This is a genomic window from Ruegeria sp. HKCCD6426, from assembly GCF_057221115.1.
In genome coordinates this window covers 235,334-257,833 of sequence record NZ_JBWVBF010000004.1, presented here as the reverse complement: position 1 = coordinate 257,833, position 22,500 = coordinate 235,334, and the positions used below count along the sequence as shown (strand labels likewise).

The 22,500-nt window shown below is 57.3% G+C and carries 21 protein-coding genes; 16 read left to right on the top strand and 5 right to left on the bottom strand.

All coding sequences use genetic code 11. The features are described from left to right. Positions 1-980 precede the first annotated feature (980 nt). A complete protein-coding gene (locus tag AC2TDA_RS14100) occupies positions 981-1,487 on the top strand; it encodes a hypothetical protein (RefSeq protein WP_480876906.1) in 507 nt (168 codons plus the stop codon). A 213-nt stretch (positions 1,488-1,700) separates the two neighbouring features. Beyond that, the gene (gene rpsD, locus AC2TDA_RS14095; RefSeq protein WP_039537647.1) at positions 1,701-2,321 is read left to right on the top strand and encodes a 30S ribosomal protein S4; all 621 of its coding nucleotides are present in this window, start codon (positions 1,701-1,703) and stop codon (positions 2,319-2,321) included. Positions 2,322-2,383: 62 nt separating this feature from the next. Here the strand turns inward: rpsD and AC2TDA_RS14090 are convergent, their stop codons facing one another. After that, positions 2,384-2,845, bottom strand: coding sequence for an Lrp/AsnC family transcriptional regulator (locus AC2TDA_RS14090; protein ID WP_480848704.1), 462 nt, complete (start codon positions 2,843-2,845; stop codon positions 2,384-2,386). A gap of 103 nt (positions 2,846-2,948) precedes the next feature. Between AC2TDA_RS14090 and AC2TDA_RS14085 the strand changes: the two genes are divergently transcribed. From AC2TDA_RS14085 to AC2TDA_RS14070, 4 genes are all read left to right on the top strand, one after another. Then, positions 2,949-4,364, top strand: coding sequence for an aminotransferase class V-fold PLP-dependent enzyme (locus tag AC2TDA_RS14085; RefSeq protein ID WP_480876903.1), 1,416 nt, complete (start codon positions 2,949-2,951; stop codon positions 4,362-4,364). Positions 4,365-4,427: 63 nt separating this feature from the next. Then, positions 4,428-5,513, top strand: coding sequence for a histidinol-phosphate transaminase (gene hisC, locus AC2TDA_RS14080; RefSeq protein ID WP_480876901.1), 1,086 nt, complete (start codon positions 4,428-4,430; stop codon positions 5,511-5,513). Beyond that, positions 5,510-6,427 carry a prephenate/arogenate dehydrogenase family protein gene (locus AC2TDA_RS14075; protein ID WP_480876898.1) on the top strand — a complete coding sequence of 306 codons (918 nt, stop codon included), beginning with the start codon at positions 5,510-5,512 and terminating at the stop codon, positions 6,425-6,427. Before hisC ends, AC2TDA_RS14075 begins: the two co-directional genes overlap by 4 nt. Positions 6,428-6,471: 44 nt before the next feature. Beyond that, positions 6,472-7,275, top strand: coding sequence for an extensin-like domain-containing protein (locus AC2TDA_RS14070; protein WP_480876897.1), 804 nt, complete (start codon positions 6,472-6,474; stop codon positions 7,273-7,275). Here AC2TDA_RS14070 and AC2TDA_RS14065 read toward each other — a convergent pair. Next, positions 7,272-8,273 (bottom strand): DUF2125 domain-containing protein, encoded by a 1,002-nt coding sequence (locus AC2TDA_RS14065; protein WP_480876894.1) that lies wholly within the window; start codon positions 8,271-8,273, stop codon positions 7,272-7,274. The genes AC2TDA_RS14070 and AC2TDA_RS14065 overlap by 4 nt on opposite strands. Before the next feature lie 67 nt (positions 8,274-8,340). Here AC2TDA_RS14065 and AC2TDA_RS14060 point away from each other — a divergent pair, with 67 nt between their 5' ends. The 3 genes from AC2TDA_RS14060 (at position 8,341) to AC2TDA_RS14050 (ending at position 11,803) form a co-directional block, all read left to right on the top strand. Next, a complete protein-coding gene (locus AC2TDA_RS14060; RefSeq protein ID WP_480848694.1) occupies positions 8,341-8,871 on the top strand; it encodes a gamma-glutamylcyclotransferase in 531 nt (176 codons plus the stop codon). Positions 8,872-8,941: 70 nt separating this feature from the next. Beyond that, positions 8,942-10,120 carry a biopolymer transporter ExbB gene (locus tag AC2TDA_RS14055; RefSeq protein ID WP_480848693.1) on the top strand — a complete coding sequence of 393 codons (1,179 nt, stop codon included), beginning with the start codon at positions 8,942-8,944 and terminating at the stop codon, positions 10,118-10,120. A gap of 3 nt (positions 10,121-10,123) precedes the next feature. Next, complete coding sequence (locus tag AC2TDA_RS14050) at positions 10,124-11,803, top strand: peptidoglycan -binding protein (protein ID WP_480876891.1); 1,680 nt, start codon at positions 10,124-10,126, stop codon at positions 11,801-11,803. 410 nt (positions 11,804-12,213) lie between these two features. Here AC2TDA_RS14050 and clpA read toward each other — a convergent pair whose 3' ends face one another. Beyond that, positions 12,214-14,538: an ATP-dependent Clp protease ATP-binding subunit ClpA gene (clpA, locus tag AC2TDA_RS14045; protein ID WP_480876889.1), complete on the bottom strand. Its 2,325-nt coding sequence runs from the start codon at positions 14,536-14,538 to the stop codon at positions 12,214-12,216. A gap of 173 nt (positions 14,539-14,711) precedes the next feature. Then, positions 14,712-15,479 (bottom strand): hydroxyacylglutathione hydrolase, encoded by a 768-nt coding sequence (gene gloB, locus AC2TDA_RS14040; protein ID WP_480876887.1) that lies wholly within the window; start codon positions 15,477-15,479, stop codon positions 14,712-14,714. Positions 15,480-15,540: 61 nt separating this feature from the next. Between gloB and AC2TDA_RS14035 the strand changes: the two genes are divergently transcribed. The 7 genes from AC2TDA_RS14035 (at position 15,541) to AC2TDA_RS14005 (ending at position 21,913) form a co-directional block, all read left to right on the top strand. After that, positions 15,541-16,275, top strand: coding sequence for a class I SAM-dependent methyltransferase (locus AC2TDA_RS14035; RefSeq protein WP_480848688.1), 735 nt, complete (start codon positions 15,541-15,543; stop codon positions 16,273-16,275). Between the two features lie 312 nt (positions 16,276-16,587). Continuing rightward, the gene (locus tag AC2TDA_RS14030; RefSeq protein WP_480876884.1) at positions 16,588-17,148 is read left to right on the top strand and encodes a F0F1 ATP synthase subunit delta; all 561 of its coding nucleotides are present in this window, start codon (positions 16,588-16,590) and stop codon (positions 17,146-17,148) included. Then, entirely contained in the window at positions 17,149-18,687 is a 1,539-nt protein-coding gene (atpA, locus tag AC2TDA_RS14025) for a F0F1 ATP synthase subunit alpha (RefSeq protein ID WP_480876882.1), read from the top strand. A 15-nt stretch (positions 18,688-18,702) separates the two neighbouring features. After that, the gene (locus AC2TDA_RS14020) at positions 18,703-19,578 is read left to right on the top strand and encodes a F0F1 ATP synthase subunit gamma (RefSeq protein WP_480876880.1); all 876 of its coding nucleotides are present in this window, start codon (positions 18,703-18,705) and stop codon (positions 19,576-19,578) included. Positions 19,579-19,597: 19 nt separating this feature from the next. Then, positions 19,598-21,022 (top strand): F0F1 ATP synthase subunit beta, encoded by a 1,425-nt coding sequence (gene atpD, locus AC2TDA_RS14015; RefSeq protein ID WP_480848682.1) that lies wholly within the window; start codon positions 19,598-19,600, stop codon positions 21,020-21,022. A 12-nt stretch (positions 21,023-21,034) separates the two neighbouring features. Further along, the gene (locus AC2TDA_RS14010; RefSeq protein WP_480848680.1) at positions 21,035-21,445 is read left to right on the top strand and encodes a F0F1 ATP synthase subunit epsilon; all 411 of its coding nucleotides are present in this window, start codon (positions 21,035-21,037) and stop codon (positions 21,443-21,445) included. Positions 21,446-21,562: 117 nt separating this feature from the next. Beyond that, positions 21,563-21,913 (top strand): H-type lectin domain-containing protein, encoded by a 351-nt coding sequence (locus AC2TDA_RS14005; protein ID WP_480876878.1) that lies wholly within the window; start codon positions 21,563-21,565, stop codon positions 21,911-21,913. Between the two features lie 59 nt (positions 21,914-21,972). Here AC2TDA_RS14005 and rpiB read toward each other — a convergent pair whose 3' ends face one another. Then, complete coding sequence (gene rpiB / locus AC2TDA_RS14000) at positions 21,973-22,422, bottom strand: ribose 5-phosphate isomerase B (protein WP_480876875.1); 450 nt, start codon at positions 22,420-22,422, stop codon at positions 21,973-21,975. Between the last annotated feature and the right edge of the window lie 78 nt (positions 22,423-22,500).

Below are 22,500 nucleotides of genomic sequence, written 5' to 3'. Positions count from 1 at the left end.
ACAATTGGCTGGGAACGCTTAATTGCGTACGGTATCGTCATTACTAAAATCCGTAGCAGGTCAGTTCGAGGGACAGACAGGTCCGGAGTGGCCTGAGTCGCAGCCTGTCGAACAGGCAGCCTGCACTTCTAAAATGATTGTCGTTTTCGCGGGAGGGGTGGGGTGGCCCCCTCTCTGAGAAGACTGACGTCTGACTGTAGGGGCTTTGCCGGGCGTTTAGGCTTCGAGATCGCCAAAGGTTGAGAAGCAAGCATCCGGGGTTTCTGCTATTTTCATCGACCTTGGAGGGATCATCAGAAAAATTTCAGATCCGGATACTCGGCTGGGCCGAGGTGAACTTGCACAAGTGTTGAAGATCAGTCGAGTCGCCATAAAGCGACTGATCGAAGGAGAGGGGGGAGCCATTGTTGATGCCCTTACCTCGAACAAGCCAACTTGGCGCCCCGATACGCTATCCCTACAAAGATGTTTATCGGTTTCAGAGAAAGTATGCGATGTTGAGAGAATTGATCAGAGGCACTGGGCTTCATCATACTCAGGTTAATAAACAACTGCGTAACAAAGGTGATGGGCCAATTCGTGACACGGAGAAGATCAAAATACACCTCTTCGAACAGACAGCTGCCATAAACGCACTGAATATTGAACATCACTGAGACGAGGTCGCGCTTTGTGCTCCTTTTTTGCGGCTGCAAGCCAGACGGTTGCAACTTTCTGCTGGTTGAAATTGTATAATGGGTATCCGAGTTAACTGTAGCCCGCTTCCAACTGACGTGCATTATTGAGGTCGTCTATTTTGGGTTGAAATCTAATGTATCTTTGCACATAAGGGTTGTATCCTGAGGCCCGAAGTCTCAAGTTGAGTTGACTCTGAAGCAACATTCTCGTGAATGCTGTAATTGCGTCTCTTTTCTGCCGGATTCATCATTGATACACACAAACTGTGAGCGGTTGGGGTGTTGAAAGGTGCAGGCGAGCAGATGAGAGCCGGGGATAACGGTCGAACAGCAATTACCTGGACGCAAACAGAACTGGATGGGCTTGAGGCTGCGCCACTGGCCCACTTGTCTGTTGGAGCGGCATGGTCATGGCGTGGTCGAGGACTAGCATTGACGGGAGCAGAAGCACTTGGCTTTGAGCAAACCGTATACGCGGGTTCAGTCGCAACACTATCTGAGCGAATTCAAACTGCCTCGGTAAAGCATTCTGGAACTGAACAGGCATTTGTCGAAATTTCCAATGGCGCGCAACGTTTCGTTGCAGATCTGGTGTGGGCCGACGGTGAAGAAATGCCCGTGTTGATCTTCACAAACGGTTGCCCGGCGCGAGATCAGGAGTTCTGGGTCAGCCGAGTTTCAGAATTGTCAGAGCAAAATGGTAACGTGGACTTGCCAGACGAAACTGTCGTCTCGTTCCCTGTTCTGCGTACGATTTCAGAGTCTGAAATGAATACGGCGCGACCCCTGATCTTGACGGCAGCGGAGTAAACGCGACTGCCAGTGCGCCAGCAAGCTTTTTGCTCCGGAAGTGCTGATAGTCATACTTGGCGTGTTGACTCCACCAATTTCGCAGATATAAGCGCGGCTTCATTGGTGTTGGTGGCCCCCGCAAGGGGATACCTGTCATGGGGGAAACCTCAAGAGGACAACGCCCTTCATAGTGGCCCGCATGGGCTTCGACCAAAACGAAGGAGATCAGCCGTGACCAAACGCACGTCTGCCAAGTACAAAATCGACCGCCGGATGGGCGAAAACATCTGGGGTCGTCCGAAATCCCCGGTTAACCGTCGTGAATACGGCCCCGGCCAGCACGGTCAGCGCCGCAAGGGCAAACTGTCTGACTTTGGTCTGCAGCTGCGCGCCAAGCAGAAGCTGAAAGGTTACTACGGCGACCTGACCGAGAAGCAGTTCCGCCGCATCTACGCCGAAGCCGAACGTGTTAAAGGCGACACCGGTGAAAACCTGATCGGTCTGCTGGAGCGTCGTCTGGACGCCGTCGTCTACCGCGCCAAGTTCGTACCGACCGTCTTCGCGGCACGTCAGTTCGTGAACCACGGCCACGTCAAGGTGAACGGCAAACGAGTGAACATCCCGTCCTATCGTGTCAAAGAAGGCGACGTGATCGAAGTTCGCGACAAATCCAAGCAACTGGCTGTTGTTCTGGAAGCGGCTGCTCTGGCCGAACGTGATGTGCCTGACTACATCGACGCCGACCACTCCAAAATGACCGCGACTTTCGTCCGCGCACCCGGCCTGGGCGATGTGCCTTACCCGGTCGTCATGGAGCCGAACCTGGTCGTCGAATTCTACGCGAAGAACTAATCTTCGCCGATATCCCGACGTTGGGGCTGCGCAGTTTGCGCGGCCCTTTTCTTTTTGCGATCCTAAAGCGGTAGTGGTCGTCCCTCGGCAATTGCTTCCATTGCAAAATACGATGTCACGCTGTCCAGCTCGACCTTTTCGATCAAGCGCTGGTAGACCTTGTCGTAAGACGCCATATCCTGCGTAACCACTTTCAGTTGATAATCGTAATCGCCGCCAATTCGATGGAAGTCGACCACCTCTGGAATCGTCAATACATGGCTTCGGAATGCCTGCAGCCACTCGGCTGAATGATGCCGGGTGCGCAGCATGACAAAAACCACAAGGCTCAGCCCCAGCTTTTCTCGCGCGATTCTGGCAGTTGACCCCAGAAGTACTTCATCGTCGTTGAGTGCCTTTAGACGACGCCAGCAAGCGTTCTGAGACAAGCCAACCCTGTCAGCCAGCTCGCGTTGCGACAAGGTGGCATCCTTTTGCAGCTCCTTCAGGATGCGGGTGTCTATTTGATCTAAATTTTTGCTCATTAAAACTCATATGACACAATAAATGAGGAAAATCAGCAAAAAACGGTGAAGTTTCTGCGTTGAATATCAATCATATTTGGTAGTGCAATATGGAGCCAATGAAATGACCCTGTCCAGTTTCCGCGCGGAAATCCAAGCCGCTACTCACGACAAAACTCTGCGCGATGGACTGATCGGAGAGAGTGTTCTGATCCCGGGTTTGCATGGGGACGTGCCGCTTGTGTATGCGGACTACGTCGCTTCGGGGCGCGCTATGCGGCAGGTTGAGGACTATGTGTCCCAACACGTGTTGCCATTCTACGCAAACAGTCACACCGAAGCCTCTTATTGCGGTTCATACATGACGCGTCTGCGTCGTGAAGCACGATCCGAAATTGCCCGCATTGTTGGCGCGAGGGGAGAGGATACGGTGATTTTCGCCGGGTCTGGTGCCACTGCTGGGCTCAACCGGTTGGTCAGCTTATTTGGTGTACAGGAGGCTGACCAGCCGGTTGTTTTGATTGGCCCTTACGAACACCACTCGAATATCTTGCCCTGGCGTGAAAGCAAGGCGCGTGTGATCGAAATTCCCGAGGCGCCGGTGGGCGGGCTGGATTTGAACGCTCTGCAGGCGGCTTTGATCGAAACTGCGGATGCGGATCTGGTTATCGGTTCCTTTTCTGCAGCGTCGAATGTGACCGGAGTCATAACCGACCCTGATCCGGTTACACGGTTGCTGAAAAGACACGGCGCTTTGGCCGTATGGGACTATGCCGGTGGCGGGCCATACCTGCCCATGGATATGGGGCCGGACGATGCGCGCAAGGATGCAATTGTGGTGTCGCCGCATAAATTCCCCGGCGGACCCGGTGCTTCCGGTGTGCTGATCGTCAATGGCAGCGTCGTCCAAAAAACCTGTCCCAGCTGGCCGGGCGGTGGCACTGTCAGCTTTGTTTCGCCCTGGCGGCACGATTACAGCGCGAACCTGGCGACGCGCGAAGAAGCCGGAACTCCCAATGTGATCGGTGACATCCGGGCTGCGCTTGCCTTTATCGTAAAGGACGCCGTCGGCACCAAAGAAATTGCCAGACGCGAAGCGCTGTACAACCAGATGGCGCTGGAGGGGTGGGGCAATAATCCGCATCTGACCTTGCTCGGAACGAACAACCCGCATCGTCTGCCGATCTTTTCGTTCCTAGTGTGCGACAGGGCGGGGCAGCCGGTACATCAGCAATTGTTCACTCGGATGCTAAGCGACATATACGGCATTCAGGCCCGCGGCGGCTGCGCTTGTGCCGGGCCTTATGCGCATCGTCTGTTGGGAATTGACCAAGCGACCTCCGAAGCATTGCACGCTGCATTGTCGGCAGGCGAAGAGATGAAAAAGCCAGGTTGGGTCCGTCTGAACTTTTCCTATCTCATGAGCGAAGAGACGGTCCAGTTCATCATCGACAGTGTCAATGATCTGTCGCGTAGGACCGAGGAATACGTGCCGTTTTACACCGCCGATCCGGCAACGGCCCGCTTCGAGGCGGCCTGAAGGAATTGCCGCTTTTCTCAACCCGTTGAGACAGGTATGAGGGGCCCACGTAAGGAGCCTCTCATGACCAAAATCACCCCGCAACCCGGTATTATGGACATCGCGCTGTATCAGGGCGGCCAGTCCCATATCGCGGGCGTGGCAGACGTCATAAAGCTAAGCTCGAACGAAAACCCTTTTGGTCCCAGCCCCAAGGCGATCGAGGCAGTGCGCGATAGTGCCGCGACCCTGCATCGCTATCCCAGCACAGATCATGCTGGCTTGCGCGCGGCGATTGCGGATCGGCATGGTCTGGACTCGGCGCGGATCATATGCGGTGTTGGCAGCGACGAGGTCTTGCAATTTGTGGCGCATGCCTATGCAGGGCCGGAAGATGAAGTGATCTATACTGAGCACGGATTTTCCATGTACCCGATTATTGCCCGCATGGTTGGGGCAAGACCGGTGATGGTCGCCGAGCGGGAACGCAAGGTGGATGTCAATGAGATTTTGGCTGGCGTCACCGAGAAAACAAAAATCGTCTTTGTCACAAATCCGGGCAACCCGACCTCGACAATGATCTCCGACGCAGAATTGATGCGCCTGGCTGATGCGTTGCCTAAGACCTGCCTAATGGTGCTGGATGGAGCCTATGCGGAATTTGTCCAAGGCTTCGACGGTGGCGCGAGCCTGGTCGATCGCTATCCCAATGTCATCATGACGCGGACATTCTCGAAAATTTACGGTTTGGGCGGCATGCGCGTTGGTTGGGGTTATGCACAACGAGATATCATAGACGTTCTCAACCGGGTACGTCAGCCATTCAACCTTTCATTGACGGCTATGGCCGCGGCTGAAGCAGCCGTTCAGGACGAGGAATACTTGACTTTCTGCCACGCGGAAAACGCGCGTTTGCGGGTTTGGCTGGCGGAGGAGCTGGAAAAGATCGGTGTTCCCTCGGATCCGTCCTGCACAAATTTCATCCTCGCGCGCTTTGCTGACAGGGTCGAGGCTGAGGCCTGTGACGACTTTCTGAAAACACAGGGTTTGATCGTTCGCCGTGTTGCGGGGTACAACCTGCCGAACGCCCTGCGGATCACCGTGGGTGACGAAGAAGCCTGCCGCCGCGTTGTAGCAGCCATCACTGCGTTCAAAGGAGACGCCGCATGAGCCAGATATACGATCGTGTGGCGCTGATCGGGCTGGGCCTGATCGCTTCGTCCATGTTCTGGGCGATTAAACGCGCCGGACTGGCTGGTGAAGTAACAGGTTACGCCCGCTCGGAAGAGACCCGTGACACCGCGCGCCGCATCGGGCTTTGCGACAGGGTATGCGACACCGCGCAAGAGGCGGTCGAGGGGGCGGATCTGGTTGTTTTGTGTGTTCCGGTCGGGGCCATGGGCGCAGTGGCCAAAGACATTGCCCCCGTGTTGAAGCCGGGCGCGACTGTGACCGACGTAGGCTCAGTCAAGCGGGCTGTAATTCAAGCGGTCGGGCCGCATGTTCCAGACGGGGTGCATTTTATCCCGGCTCACCCCTTGGCCGGCACGGAGCATTCCGGGCCGGAATCCGGGTTTGCCGAGTTGTTCGATAATCGCTGGTGCTTGCTGGTGCCGGTAGAAAACTCTGACCCCGAGGCGATAACGCAGCTTCGCGCGTTGTGGGAAGGGCTTGGGTCAAATGTTGATGAAATGGACGCCGACCATCATGACCTCGTGCTGGCAGTGACGTCTCATGCGCCGCACCTGATCGCCTATACGATGGTAGGCGTGGCCGACGACCTGCGGCGCGTCACAGATACCGAGGTGATCAAGTACTCGGCCGCCGGTTTCAGGGATTTCACCCGTATTGCAGCCTCGGACCCGACCATGTGGCGGGATGTTTTTCTAAGCAATAAGGATGCAACGCTGGAAATTCTGGGCCGTTTCACGGAAGAACTTTTTGCCCTGCAACGGGCGATCCGTACTGGTGACGGCGATCATCTGTTCGACTATTTCACCCGCACGCGCGCGATCCGACGTGGGATCATCGACGCGGGGCAGGATACAGACGCTCCGGATTTCGGACGCGGAAAGACAAGCTGATGCGACTACGCTGGGGCCACTTTCTATTTGTGCTTGGGGCTGTCATGGCAGTAACCACTCAGGCGGCTCCTCTCGACCGGTCCCTTGTTCCCTTGATCCGCCCAGCCGGAGCCTCGGTGGTACAAGTAGCGGCAATTGTCAGCGCGGCGCCAGTGGTACTCGACTCCAGAGTGCGCCCCGCATTGCGCCCGGCTTCTCCTCAGGTTCTTGCGACTGCTGCGCGTGCGGTTGATCTGCCTCTGCTTGGACCTGACACATCTCTTATGCCTTACATGCGGCCCAAGTCCTTGGAGCAGGAGATATTGTTCAAGAGACGTAAACTGCGCAAAGGATCCGTCTGCGGAGACATAGCCATTCAGGGTAAGCCCGTGGGCAAAGTTCCGGGCAAGATCAACGCCTGCGGCATCAAAGAGGCAGTTCAGATCACATCCGTTTCCGGTGTGGCTCTGAGCCGCCCGTCGACCATGGACTGCGGCACGGCGATTGCCCTGAACAAATGGGTCGACAAGACAGTGAAACCGACCTTCAAAAGACGGGGGCCGGTGGCGGAACTACAAATTGCGGCCCATTACGCCTGCCGAACGCGCAACAATCGTAAGGGCGCGCGGATTTCGGAACACGGCAAGGGGCGGGCCATCGACATCTCGGGCTTCAAAATGGCAGACGGTGAGGTCGTTACCGTCCTGAACGGTTGGCGCAAGAACCCGTCGAAAAAACAGCTGACTAAAGTCTGGCGTGGGGCTTGCGGGCCGTTTGGCACGGTTTTAGGCCCTAATTCGGATCGCTATCACCGCGACCACTTCCATCTGGATACCGCCCGACACCGAAGCGGCCCTTATTGCCGTTAGCGTAAGATCAGCCGCGGCGCGGGACCTAATGGCAACGGCCCCAAGGCCACAAATCCATCCCGGAAATTCAGCTGCAAGTCCAGTGCGTTGGGATTGCCGCCCAGTCCGGCCATGAAGTTCAGTGCACGTGTGACAGGATCTACCGCCTTATCGGGCAGCGCACCTGCGGCATTTGCCATGGCAATCATGTCGCGCCAGTTCTCAGCTTTGACGGCAATTTCACCGGTCGGGATGCCCTGGTTGTCCACAGTCAGTTCGCCAGCGGCGAACAGGCGAAGCTCACCCCAGTGAACCTCGGCCAGCCGCAGATCGATGGCTGTTGGTTGGGGTCTGCTTTCTTCTAACGCAGTCCTGTCCCAAGGCTTGTCAAACGTGGCTGTCATATCCAGCTCAAGCGTTTCGAATGCCTGTGGCAATGAAGTGGCCGAGCGCATCAGGTCACGCAGGTCGTCGCCCGGGGTAAAGCCATCAGCACGGGCAGCAATGACGTATGCGTTGGGGTTGGGCGTCTGTTCCATGGCGAGTGCGAGTGTGTTACCGCCCGCCAGGGGATTCTCGTCGTTCGTAATAGACCAAGCGTCGGCTGTCAGGGCCATTTTTTCCAATGTCAGCGCGACACCCGGTTGCAATTGCAGCTCGGCCAGCAACTCTTCGGCTTGTATTGTCGCTGTCTGATCAAAATACGACAGTCTCTGCGGGGTATCGGCAAAGCGCAATACCTGACGGCCGGGCCAGATGGCAGGGCTTTGAAATTCGATCCAATCCGCGCTCCATGCCGTGCCGTTTACGGGATCCGCCAGCGCCGGATTGGCCAGTCGCGTCATATGGTGTGTCGGGTAGCCGGCTGTTTCGACGCCGGAAAAATCTGCCTGCCAGCCGAGATTTTGTTGTTTGTCGAACCAACCCGTAATGGCAGTCCGCAGCCCATATCCGGCTATGAACCAATATGCGCTCCACACGACGGCTGCAAAAATGAATACTCGTATCAGACGGCGCATGGCAAATGGCCCTTTTTCCTGCCTTGGATTTGATGTTTATAGGCGTAAACGGGCAAGGACCAGTGCTATGACGATGTGGGTTTTCGGATATGGATCGCTGCTGTGGAACCCGGGATTCCCTATTGCCCGCAGCGAGCGCGCCACGCTGCATGGCTATGCCCGGTCCTTTTGCATGAGTTCGATCCACCACCGAGGAACTGAGGAAAAGCCAGGTCTGGTACTGGCCCTGGACGAGCAGACAGACGCACGCTGCACCGGGCTGGCATTAGCCGTCGAAGATGGCCACGAAGAGCGGACGCTGGATGAGCTGCGCGAGCGCGAGCTGATTTCTTCAGCCTATCTGGAGCGAATGTTGGATGTGCATTTGGATTGCGGGCAGGTCGTAAACGCGGTGACCTATGTGATTGATCCGCACCACGTGCAGTATTGCGGTGGTATGCCTCTGGAGAGGCAGGCCCAGATCATCGCACATGCGGTCGGTGGCCGGGGTCCGAATACCGAGTATCTGTACAACACTGCCTCACATCTGGACGAGATCGGATTGAACGACCCAGATCTTGAGTGGTTGTCGCAACGGGTACGCACAATTAGCGGATAAACCCTTGGCGTCATCGGCAGGTTTTCGCTAGGCTCTGGCCCAGAGCAGAAAAATACCGGGAACTACGCGCATGGCGCAGGCACAGCAGGGCGCGAGACCACATTTCTCGCAACCGATCCGTCAGATCTTGATGATGCTGATCGCAATTGGGCTGTCGGGAGCGGGTGTGTTCCTGGCACTGCCTTATGTGTTGCCCGTCATTCAGGCGAACCTGTACCTGAATGGGTTTATTCTGCTGGTCTTTGTCGTTGGTGTACTGGCTTGTTTTTTGCAGGTGACTCAGCTGATCGGGTCGGTCCGCTGGATCGAAGCCTTTGTCGGCGGGGTCGAACGTGACGACACCAGCACGCCGCAATTGTTGGCGCCGCTGGCCTCGCTGTTGCGAGCAAGGGGTGCGCGATCGCAGATCAGCTCCAGCTCGACCCGATCCATTCTGGATTCGGTAGCCGAGCGGATCGAAGAAGAGCGTGAGATCACACGCTACATTACCAACGTCCTGATTTACCTTGGCCTTTTGGGTACGTTTTTTGGCCTGGCAACGACAGTTCCTGCAATTGTCGACACGATCCGCAGCCTGAACCCGCAGGCAGGTGAAGAGGGGTTGGCCGTGTTCAACCGCCTGATGACCGGTCTGGAGTCTCAGCTACAAGGTATGGGTGTCGCCTTTGGATCATCTTTGCTTGGTCTGGCGGGGTCGCTGATCGTTGGCCTGCTGGAGCTGTTCGCCGGCCATGGCCAGAACAGGTTCTACCGAGAGCTCGAGGAATGGTTGTCCGGCATCACTCGCGTCGGTTTCAGCGGAACCGACGAAGGCGGTGCGGAACTGGCCGTGCTGACGCCCGTACTGGACGCGATGGCCGAGCAGATGGACGCCCTTCAAGACATGTTCTCGGCGCAAGAGAAAGACCGCATCGAAGTGTCTTCCAAACTGGGCCAGCTTGTCGATGTGATCGGCGATATGAACCAGCGTCAAGCCCAGACCGAAGGCGTCACAGCGGCGCTGGAACGTGTCGCGCTGGGACAAGACGCCTTGCTGGACCATATGCGTGACCATGGTGCAGGCGAGGGCATAGATGCCGAAAGCCGAATGCGGCTGCGCTCAATGGACGTGCAGTTGCTGCGCATCCTCGAGGAAATTTCTGCCGGACGGCAGGACAGCATGAACGAGCTGCGCAAGGATTTCGAACTGCTGGTCAAGGCGCTGACGCTGCCTCGGGGTGCTGTGCGAACGCCGCCGGAAGGGGAATAAAGTATGGCCCTGTCCCGTCGCACCGGTCAGCGTTTCCAGGGGTCGGTCTGGCCCGGTTTCGTGGATGCGATGACTGGCCTGTTGATGGTGCTGACCTTTGTGCTGACCATCTTCATGGTGGTGCAGTTCGTGCTGCGCGAAACGATCTCGGGTCAAGAGGACGAACTGACTGCCTTGTCAGATGAGATCGCAGCGCTGGCCGGGGCGCTGGGGTTGGAAGAGCGTGAGAACAGCCGCCTGCAAGCGCGTCTGGGCGCGTTAAACACGACATTGTCCACCGTCGAAGAGGATCTGGCTCTGGCTAGGACCCGCATCACCGATTTCGAAGCGCAAGTTGCCGCTCTGCTGACCGAGCAGGAACGGGCGCAGGGCAATATAGCGGCGCTGGAAAGCCAGAGGGACGAGTTGCTGACCGAACAGGATACGTTGAATCTTGCTTTGGCCCAAAGTCGTCAGGAGATTGACGCGCAGGCCGAAGCGGCGCGTCTTGCCGCTGCCCGACGCGAGGCGCTGGAAGCTTTAGTGGCTGACCTGGAAACAACGGATGCTGCGCAGGCCGCGCAGATTTCTGATCTTGAACAACAGCTTTCGGAAGAAGAAGCAGCCCGTCTGGCAGAAGCCGCTGCGGCTGAAACCTTACGCGACCGTCTAAAGAACGCAGATGCCGAGTTGACGGCGATGACGCTTGCGCTGGAAGCGCAGCGCAAGGAAGCCGAGGATACGCTGACTCTGTTGGCTGCAGCACAGGCTGCTAAAGCCGAGCTGGAGCGGCAGTTCGGCGAACTGAACGCTGAAGAACTGAAGGCCCAGCTGCAAGCCGCGCTGGATGCGCAGACGCAGGCACAGGCCGAGGCAGAGGCTCAAAAAACGCTGGCTGAAGAGCGCGCCGCGCTGTTGGCGGTGGCGCGGGATACGCTCGCGTCGGAACAAGAGATTTCGACAGCGGCGCAACGCCAGACTGCTTTGCTCAATCAGCAGATGTCGGCTTTGCGGGGCCAATTGGGCTCGCTTCAGGCTCTGCTGGACGATTACGAAGATCGCAACGCTGCGGCTGAAATCCAAATTCAGACGCTTGGGCAGGACTTGAACGCAGCGCTGGCTCGTGCGGCTTCGGAAGAACGCCGTCGTCGTTTGCTGGAAGAGGCCGAGCGCATTCGTCTGGAAGCCGAAGCTGAGGCGCTGGCTGGCCAAAACCTGGAACTGACCGCGCAAGCTGAAGACCTGCAACGCTATCGCTCTGAGTTTTTTGGCCGGTTACGGGATGTGCTGGGCGATCAGGAAGGTGTGCGCATCGAAGGCGACCGCTTTGTTTTCTCCTCTGAGGTTCTTTTCGACACCGGGTCGGCAGTTTTGTCTGGCGAGGGCAGGCAGGAGGTTGCCAAAGTAGCCAACATTCTGCGCAGCGTCGCGGCCGAAATTCCCGAAGGTTTGAACTGGGTGATCCGGGTCGATGGCCACACGGACAACGTGCCGCTGGCCGGGTCCGGGCGCTATCGTGACAATTGGGAGCTCAGCCAGGGCCGTGCTTTGTCAGTTGTGCGCTTCATGGTCGACGCTCTGGGTATCCCGCCGGATCGGCTGGCCGCTAACGGGTTTGGAGAGTTCCAGCCCGTCAATCCGGCGGACACGCCGGAAGCAAGGGCACAGAACAGACGGATCGAACTGAAGCTCACCGAAAGGTAAGTCAGGTTACTCAAAGGAACCGGGGCACACGTCCAAATGCCGGGTTGCGCATAGCGTTATCGTCGTCCGAAACGGAACCTCTTGTCTGGAGTTCCCGCGATGTAGCATGGAGCAACAGGGAAACCCTCGGCCCGGAAGTAAGTATATGTTCCAGAGGGATACTCAGCTGAACCGTAGGCGCCCCGTTACATTGATCCAGGTGTCCCTGACCCCGGCAATCTTCATGACCATTCCTCCTATTGTTCAATGATCCAACTGAAGCGTTCGCGTGGGAGATCGCCGTCTCCTGGAATGGGAACTCGAAAATAGCACGCCCCAAGTACATAAGTCATGACGCACCGAGATGAAAAGAAAACACCCGACGGATTTAACCGCCGGGTGTTCAAATTCGTAATTCGATGCCGAATGGATCAGTCCGCAGTCAGCAACGGGGGTTTGTCCCCTGGAATGCGCGGTTGATCGGGGCCCAGGATTTCCAGATCCAGCTCGCCTTTCTTGACCGAAACGCGAACGAGGCCACCTTTCGCAAGTTTGCCGAACAACAACTCTTCGGCCAATGGCTTCTTGATGTGCTCCTGAATCACACGGCCCAGCGGACGCGCGCCCATCTTGTCATCATAGCCCTTGTCTGCCAGCCACTCGGCAGCTTTCGGTGTCAGATCAATGCTCACGCCACGATCCAGCAACTGTGCTTCAAGCTGCAATACGAATTTCTCGACCACTTGCAGAATGACCTCTTTCGGCAGCGGCGCGAAGGAGATCACGGCGTCCAGACGGTTGCGGAACTCTGGCGTGAACATACGTTCGATGGCAGCGGTGTCTTCGCCCTCGCGACGATCACGGGCAAACCCGATGGCGGCCTTGGCCTGTTCCTGCGCACCCGCGTTCGAGGTCATTATCAAAACCACGTTGCGGAAGTTAACGGTGCGGCCGTTGTGATCGGTCAGCTCGCCGTGGTCCATCACCTGCAACAGGATGTTGAACACGTCCGGATGTGCCTTTTCGATCTCGTCGAGCAGTAGCACGCAATGCGGATGCTGGTCGACGCCGTCAGTCAGCAGACCGCCCTGATCGAAGCCCACATATCCCGGAGGCGCGCCGATCAGACGGCTGACCGCGTGTTTCTCCATGTACTCCGACATGTCGAAGCGCAGCAGTTCCACACCAAGCGTGTCTGCCAGCTGTTTCGCAACCTCTGTTTTACCGACACCAGTCGGACCAGCGAACAGGTAGTTGCCGATGGGCTTTTCAGGTTCGCGCAGACCGGCACGGGCCAGTTTGATTGCGCTGGAGAGTGCCTCGATGGCCTCATCCTGACCAAACACCACCCGTTTCAACGAGGCTTCAAGGTCTTTCAGAACTTCGGCATCGTCTTTGGTGACATTCTTGGGTGGGATGCGAGCGATCTTGGCAACAACCGCCTCAATCTCTTTGACGCCGATTGTTTTACGGCGTTTGCTTTCCGCGACCAGATGCTGTGCCGCACCGGCCTCGTCGATCACGTCGATGGCCTTGTCTGGCAATTTCCGGTCGTTGATATAGCGTGCGGCCAGTTCCACCGCTGTCTTGATCGCATCAGCGGTATATTTGATTTCGTGGTGCTTCTCGAAATAGGGTTTCAGACCGCGCAAAATCTTGATGCTGTCTTCGACCGAAGGCTCGTTCACGTCGATTTTCTGGAACCGGCGGGACAAGGCGCGGTCCTTTTCAAAGTGCTGACGGAATTCCTTATAGGTTGTTGACCCCATCGTGCGCAGCTTGCCGCCCTGCAGGGCAGGTTTCAGCAGATTCGACGCATCCATCGCGCCCCCTGACGTTGCGCCAGCTCCGATCACAGTGTGAATCTCGTCAATGAACAGCACCGCGTCCGGATGCTCTTCAAGCTCGGTCACGACGGCTTTCAGACGTTCTTCGAAGTCACCGCGATAGCGGGTACCCGCTAGCAGGGCGCCCATGTCCAGCGAAAAAATCGTGGTTTGGGACAGCACCTCGGGCGCATCGCCGGACACAATCTTATGCGCCAGACCTTCGGCTATCGCAGTCTTGCCGACGCCGGGGTCTCCGACTAGCAGCGGGTTGTTCTTGCGACGACGGCACAGCACCTGAATGCACCGCTCGACCTCATCACTGCGACCGATCAGTGGATCCACTTCGCCCGCGCGAGATTTGGCGTTTAGATCAATACAGTATTTTCCAAGCGCACTTTCCTTCTGCTCGCCTTCGCTGGCGGCAGGCTGTGCCTCATCTTCGACTTGATCTGCACCCGATACCGGGCGGTTTTCGCCATATGCCGGATCTTTTGCTACACCATGCGCGATGAAATTGACCGCATCATAGCGAGTCATGTCCTGTTCCTGCAGGAAGTATGCGGCATTGCTTTCGCGCTCGGCAAAGATCGCTACAAGCACGTTGGCGCCGGTTACTTCGGTCCGGCCCGAGCTTTGCACATGAATCGCAGCGCGTTGAATGACGCGCTGGAAGGCTGCAGTTGGAACGGCCTCAGACCCATCGATATCCGTGACCAGGTTCGACAGATCCTCGTCAATGAACTCAACCAAAGTGCTGCGCAATTCGTCCAGATCGACGCTGCAGGCTTTCATAACCCGAATGGCATCGGGTTCTTCCAGCAGCGCCAGCAGCAGATGCTCCAGCGTTGCGAATTCATGCCGCCGTTCATTCGCAGCTGCCAAGGCCGCGTGAATGGCTTGTTCTAGTGTGCTCGAGAATGAAGGCACGCGGGTGCTCCTCTGTCTTGGGTCGGAACGGGGGCAGGCGTCGGCCGGAACCCCATCCAACCATGTCCTCATACTATTAGAGTTTGGTTGATCGTGGCCCGGCTTCAAGGGTTTTCTTTCACTTGACAGTCACATTTCCTGTGACCGTGGCCGTGAGGAAGGCGAAATAGGTACTAAAACCTGTCTTTTCTAGCCCGAATTTCGGCAAACACTTCGGCAGGGGGTGCATTTTCCATTCCAAGCCTGGCCTGAATCGCAGGATCAGAGGCGCGCAAGAACGGATTTGTCTCCTTCTCGAGTGCCAAAAGAGATGGAACCGTTGCTTCTCCGGCCTCGCGCGCGCGGTCGATGTCGGCAATACGGTTCGACAGGGCAGAGTTGTCCGGGTCGATTGTAACAGCAAATTTCGCGTTGGACTGGGTGTATTCGTGGCCGGAATAAACCAGGGTGTCATCGGGCAAGGCGGCCAATTTGCCTAGTGATTCCCACATTTGCGGCGCGCTGCCTTCGAACAATCTGCCGCAACCCAGCGCCATCAGGCTGTCGGCGGTAAAAACCGCGTGGCTTTCGGGCAGATAGAACGCGATGTGGCCAATAGTGTGGCCCGAGACGTCCAGGACTTCGACGGGTTCGCCGCCGATGGTAAATGTATCGCCTTCTGCCACTTGTCGATCCAGCCGAGGCAACCGGTACGCATCTGCGGCTGCGCCAATTACCTGGGCGGGATGCTGCTCCAGGATTGCGGGCAGGGCGTCGACATGATCCCAGTGGTGATGGGTCAGCAATGCGTGGCTCAGCCGCCAGCCTCGTGCTGACAGCTCTGAAAGGACGGGGCCCGCCTCAGGAGCATCGACCAGCGCGGTTTCGCCACTGTTGGCATCATGGGCCAGAAAGGCATAGTTGTCGCTGAGACATGGGATGGTGACGATCTCAAGAGGCATGGCCTTTTGCCCTTTCGTTGCTAGACTGCGCCCAGCTAAGCCGATTGATCAGGTGTCCGCAATGCATCTTGATGTGCAGGATCTAAGGAATTTCTACTACCGCAGCACGTTGGGACGTGCAGCGCAGGCGGCGATCCGCGGGCGGTTGATCGGGCTATGGCCTGAAGCAAAAGGACAAACAGTCGTAGGCTTTGGGTTCGCTGTTCCCTTGCTGCGCCCCTATTTGGCTGATGCCCGGCGCGTGATCGGCCTGATGCCCGGTCCGCAAGGAGTCATGCCATGGCCGGCGGGAATGCCAAACGTTTCGGTTTTGACAGAAGAGACGCTCTGGCCGATTGAAACGGGTCACGTGGACAAGTTGGTCGTCATGCATGGGCTTGAAACGTCGGGTCGGCCAAGCCAGTTGCTGGACGAATGCTGGCGCGTGTTGGGGCCCGGCGGGCGTGCGCTTTTTGTCGTCCCGAACCGTACGGGGCTTTGGTCGCGATCAGATCGGACCCCGTTCGGATTTGGTCGCCCCTATTCCGCGACGCAACTGGAAAGCCAGCTCAAGGCACATCACTTTATCCCCGAGAACCATTGCTCGGCCCTGTACCTGCCGCCGTCGTTCCGTCGGTTCTGGTTGAAATCGGGCAACCTGATCGAGAAAACAGGACAGCGCCTGCCGACTGTGATGGCCGGCGGAGTTCTGATGGTCGAAGCCACCAAACAGATCAGGCCGCCAAGCGGAAGTGTCACAAAAGACACCGAACGCCGCCCGATCAAGGCGCTTGATGGACTGTTAAAACCGGCCTAGCGTCACAGGCCGGATTTCATCGCATCCAGCGCGGAAATTGAGGGAAATAGGTCACAGGAATCGCAAAAAACTACACTTTGGTAACATTTTTCCCGCCTCACAGCCGGATAAAAGGGTCGCACCTTGTCTAAGTTGCTGAAATATAACGCTTTGTGGATAAAGTGGTTCCCGTGATAATATATTGCTAGCTGGGTTCGGCTCTGCTACATCCCCGGTGATTTTGATCCCCGCCCTTTATGGACGGGGTTTCTTCACGCCCCCGGGGTAGCTGCCGCACGCGAATTCGGGGCCCAAAATATCGGAAGGGTGGACGTGTCCGAACCAGCTTCGATTTCCACAGGCATCGCCGAGCGCTATGCCACTGCGATCTTCGAGATCGCCAAAGAGAATAATGACCTTTCAGGTCTGGAAACCGGCATCAATGATCTGGCAGCAGCTATGGGCGAGAGCGCCGATTTGCGCGACCTGATTGCATCGCCGTTGATTTCCCGCTCCGAACAGGAAGCAGCGATTACGGCGGTTGCCGACAAGATGGGTTTGCACACCATTCTGCGCAATACGCTGGGCCTGATGGCTGATAAACGCCGCCTGTTTGTAATACCGCAGCTGGTACAGGTACTGCGCGACATGCTAGCAGACGAACGCGGCGAAGTGACTGCCGATGTTGCCTCTGCCAAAGCGCTGACCAAGACCCAAATGGAAAAACTGTCCAAGACGCTGTCCGAGCGTGTGGGCAAGACCGTGACAATCAATGCGACCGTTGATGAAAGCCTCATCGGCGGTCTTGTCGTTAAAGTGGGCTCGAAAATGATCGACAGTTCGATCCGTTCGAAGCTCAACTCCCTACAGAATGCAATGAAAGAGGTCGGATAAATGGGAATCCAAGCTGCAGAGATTTCTGCAATCCTGAAGGACCAGATCAAGAATTTTGGTCAGGAAGCCGAAGTAGCCGAAATCGGCCGCGTGCTGAGCGTCGGTGACGGGATTGCCCGTGTATACGGCCTGGACAACGTGCAAGCGGGTGAAATGGTCGAATTCCCCGGCGGCATCATGGGCATGGCGCTGAACCTGGAAAGCGACAACGTTGGTGTCGTTATCTTCGGTTCCGACCGTGACATCAAAGAAGGTGACACCGTCAAGCGCACCAACTCGATCGTGGACGTTCCGATTGGCAACGGCCTGCTGGGCCGTGTCGTTGACGGTCTGGGCAACCCGCTGGACGGCAAGGGCCCCATCGAATCCACCGAGCGCGGCGTTGCAGACGTCAAAGCGCCTGGCATCATCCCGCGTAAATCGGTGCACGAGCCGATGGCAACTGGCCTGAAATCGGTTGACGCGATGATCCCGATTGGCCGTGGCCAGCGTGAGCTGATCATTGGTGACCGTCAGACCGGCAAAACCGCCGTTGCTCTGGACGCGATCCTGAACCAGAAGACCTACAACGACGCAGCAGGCGACGACGAGTCGAAAAAACTGTACTGCGTCTACGTCGCGATCGGTCAGAAGCGTTCGACCGTTGCGCAGCTGGTGAAGAAACTGGAAGAGTCCGGTGCGATTGATTATTCGATCGTCGTGGCCGCAACCGCGTCCGACCCGGCGCCGATGCAGTTCCTGGCACCCTATGCCGCAACGGCGATGGCCGAGTTCTTCCGTGATAATGGCCGCCACGCTCTGATCATCTATGATGACCTGTCGAAACAGGCTGTGTCCTATCGTCAGATGTCGCTGCTGCTGCGCCGTCCACCCGGACGCGAAGCCTATCCTGGCGACGTTTTCTATCTTCACTCCCGCCTGCTGGAGCGTTCGGCAAAGCTGAACGAAGACTTCGGTGCCGGCTCGCTGACCGCTCTGCCGGTCATCGAAACCCAAGGTGGTGACGTTTCGGCATTTATTCCGACCAACGTGATCTCGATCACCGACGGCCAGATCTTCCTTGAAACCGAATTGTTCTATCAGGGTATCCGCCCTGCTGTGAACACCGGTCTGTCGGTTTCGCGTGTGGGCTCTTCGGCTCAGACAAACTCAATGAAGTCGGTCGCTGGTCCGGTTAAGCTGGAGCTGGCTCAGTACCGCGAAATGGCTGCGTTTGCGCAGTTTGGTTCCGACCTCGACGCCGCAACTCAGCAGCTGCTGAACCGTGGTGCGCGACTGACCGAGCTGATGAAACAGCCGCAATACTCGCCGCTGACCAACGCTGAAATCGTCTGCGTCATTTTCGCCGGTACCAACGGTTACCTCGACAAGATCGACGTGTCCGATGTTGGCCGTTACGAAGCTGGCCTGCTGGCGCACCTGCGCGGCAAGCACGCCGACCTGCTCACGTGGATCACTGACGAAGATCCCAAGATCAAGGGCGACGCTTCCGACAAGATCAAGGCTGCGATTGACGAATACGCCGCAACCTTCGCTTAAGGGAGAGGCGGGCATATGCCAAATCTTAAGGACCTTAAAAACAGGATCGAGTCGGTCAAATCGACCCGCAAGATCACCAAGGCCATGCAGATGGTCGCGGCTGCAAAACTACGCCGCGCCCAGGAATCTGCCGAAGCCTCGCGTCCCTATGCCGAGCGGTTCAACGCCGTGATGGCGGGGCTGGCGGCATCGGTCGGGGGTAGCGACAGCGCCCCCAAGCTGCTCCGTGGTACGGGCAGTGATGATGTCCATTTGCTGGTTGTCATGACAGCTGAACGCGGCCTCTGTGGCGGCTTCAACTCGAACATAGCCAAGCTGGCCCGTCAGAAGGCGGAAGAGCTGCGCCTGAAGGGCAAGACAGTCAAGGTTCTGACTGTCGGCAAGAAGGGCCGCGACGCGCTGAAGCGTGATTTGGGCGATCTGTTCGTTGGACATGTCGACCTGAGCGAGGTCAAGCGTCTGGGCTATACCAACGCGCAGGACATCGCGAAGGACATCCTGTCCCGCTTCGACGGGAGCGAGTTCGACGTTGCCACGATCTTCTATTCGAAGTTCGTAAACGTTGTGACCCAGATCCCGACGGCACAGCAGATCATCCCCGCCTCGTTCGAGGAAACCGAGGATGACGACAGCGGTGCCATTTTCGACTATGAGCCCAGCGAAGAGGCCATTCTGGCCGACCTGCTGCCCAAGGGGGTTGCGACCGCGATCTTCTCGGCTCTGCTCGAGAACGGAGCGTCTGAACAGGGTGCACGGATGTCCGCGATGGACAACGCGACACGTAACGCGGGTGAGATGATCGACAAGCTGACGATCCAGTTCAACCGCTCACGTCAGGCTGTGATCACCAACGAGCTGATTGAAATTATTTCCGGCGCCGAAGCGCTGTAAGAAAACCGGAGACAACAATATGGCGAATGCAAAAGGCAAAGTCACACAGATCATCGGGGCCGTCGTCGACGTGCACTTCGACGATCAGCTGCCTGAAATTCTGAACGCGCTGGAAACCGAAAACAACGGCAAGCGTCTGGTACTGGAAGTTGCCCAGCACCTAGGTGAAAACACTGTCCGCACCATCGCGATGGACGCGACCGAAGGTCTGGTCCGTGGTGCGGAAGTTGTCGACATGGGCGCACCGATCTCGGTTCCTGTTGGTAACGCCACTCTGGGCCGCATCCTGAACGTTGTTGGTGAACCGATCGACGAAAAAGGTCCGGTCGAAGCAACCGAATCCCGTGCGATCCACCAACCTGCGCCGACCTTCGCGGAACAGTCGACCGAGTCGGAAGTTCTGGTTACCGGCATCAAGGTTGTTGACCTGCTGGCCCCCTACGCCAAAGGCGGTAAGATCGGCCTGTTCGGCGGCGCCGGCGTTGGTAAAACCGTTCTGATCATGGAACTGATCAACAACATCGCAAAAGTGCACTCGGGCTTCTCGGTGTTCGCGGGTGTTGGTGAACGGACCCGTGAAGGGAACGACCTGTACCACGAGATGATCGAATCGAACGTTATTAAGCCGGACAATCTGTCGGAATCGCAGGTGGCTCTGGTTTACGGTCAGATGAACGAACCTCCGGGAGCACGTGCACGTGTTGCCCTGACCGGTCTGACTCTGGCCGAGCAGTTCCGCGACCAGTCTGGTACCGACGTTCTGTTCTTCGTCGACAACATCTTCCGTTTCACGCAGGCGGGCTCTGAGGTGTCGGCTCTGCTGGGTCGTATTCCTTCGGCGGTGGGCTACCAACCAACACTGGCCACCGACATGGGCGCCCTGCAGGAACGCATCACCTCGACCAAGTCGGGCTCGATCACCTCGGTTCAGGCGATCTACGTGCCTGCGGACGACCTTACCGACCCCGCGCCGGCAACTTCGTTCGCTCACTTGGATGCGACCACCGTTCTTAACCGTGCGATCTCGGAAAAGGGTATCTACCCGGCTGTGGACCCGCTCGACTCGACCTCGCGTCTGCTTGACCCGGCGATTGTTGGTGAAGAGCACTACAAGGTTGCGACCGACGTTCAGCAGATCCTTCAACGCTACAAGTCGCTGCAGGATATCATCGCCATCCTCGGCATGGACGAACTGTCGGAAGAGGACAAACTGACCGTGGCCCGAGCCCGTAAGATCGAGCGTTTCCTGTCGCAGCCGTTCGACGTGGCCGAAGTCTTCACCGGTTCGCCCGGCGTTCAGGTTGCCCTGGATGTCACCATCTCGTCGTTCAAGGCCGTTGTGGCTGGCGAATACGATCACCTGCCCGAGGCAGCCTTCCTGATGGTTGGCGGCATCGACGATGTGATCGCCAAGGCGGAGAAGATGGCCGCAGAAGCCGCCTAAGGAGCACACCTGATGGCAAACACGATGCAATTCGACCTCGTCAGCCCCGAGCGGAGCCTTGCTTCGCTCAGCGCGACGGCGGTCCAGATTCCCGGCGCGGACGGGGACATGACGGCAATGCCCGATCATGCCCCCACAATCACCACGCTGCGCCCGGGCATCCTGAAGGTCGACGCGCCCGAAGGGTCCAGCGAGTATCTGGTCACCGGCGGGTTTGCCCAGATCAACGGCGATAGCCTTTCGGTTCTGGCCGAAAAGGCGATCCCGGTTGCCGAAGTGACCCGGTCACATCTGGATGATCTGATCGCAGAAGCGAAAGCCTCGCACGAGGCGGCCAAGGACGGCGATGATCAATCCATCGTCGACGACGCCGCCAAACTGCTGGCTGATATGGAAGCCTTAGGCACCCATATGAGCCTGTAACGGCCGAGCGACATTGGAAACACAAAGACGGCTCCGCGACTGCGGGGCCGTTTTTTTGTCGTGATTTTACCAAATGGTCGGGATAAGCTACGGGAATTCAAGAATAATGATGACAGAATGAAAAAATTTCAAACTCACCCCATAGGTATTGATCAGGGCGAAGAAGTGCTGTTTTCCGAATTCGCTGAAGGCGGGGCGATGTGGACAGGACAAGGCCCCCGCGAACGCCGTGCTGAAATCCACTTCAGCGAACCCTTCCGTTCACCTCCGGTTGTGCAGATTGGTGTCTCGCTGTGGGACGTCGACACATCGTCCGCTTTGCGCGCCGAAGTTCAGGCTGAAGAGATTGCATCCGGCGGCTTCACAGCCGTTTTTCGCACCTGGTCCGATACGCGCATTGCTCGAATCCGCATCGCCTGGATGGCAATCGGAGAAGTGCCGCATTCGGATGATTGGAACATCTCATAATTAAACTGAAACGGGTCGGCCCGCGTCCACCAAGAACCCCAAACTGTTTCAAAACGAATTTAGTCGTCCAAGGTCTCGATCATGTCTACCCGTGTGGTATGTCGACCGCCTTCGAACTCGGCTGTTAAGAAAGCGTCGACAATATCCAATGCTTGTCCTTCACCCACAACGCGCGCACCGATGGAAAGCATGTTGGCGTCATTGTGCTGGCGGATCATGCGAGCCGAGAACGCGTCCGAACAAACACCGCATCTGATTCCCGGGACCTTGTTTGCCGCCATCATGATGCCCTGGCCGGTGCCGCATAGAATGATCCCTAGCTGACATTCACCAGAAGCAACGGCCTGCGCCGCGGCTTTGCCGTGCTTGGGGTAGTGCGTGCTTTCGGTGGAAGTTGGACCAATGTCCATAACGTCCCAGCCTTGGGCTACGATATGGGCGGAAACTGCCTGGCGCAATTCAATGGCTGCGTGGTCGCTGGAGAGAACGATGCGTTTGTTGGCTGTCATAGAGACGTCGACCTGTCTTTGTGTTCGCGGGAATGGGAACTTGTAGCTAGCTGGAGTTTAGCAGAGCCGGAACATCCG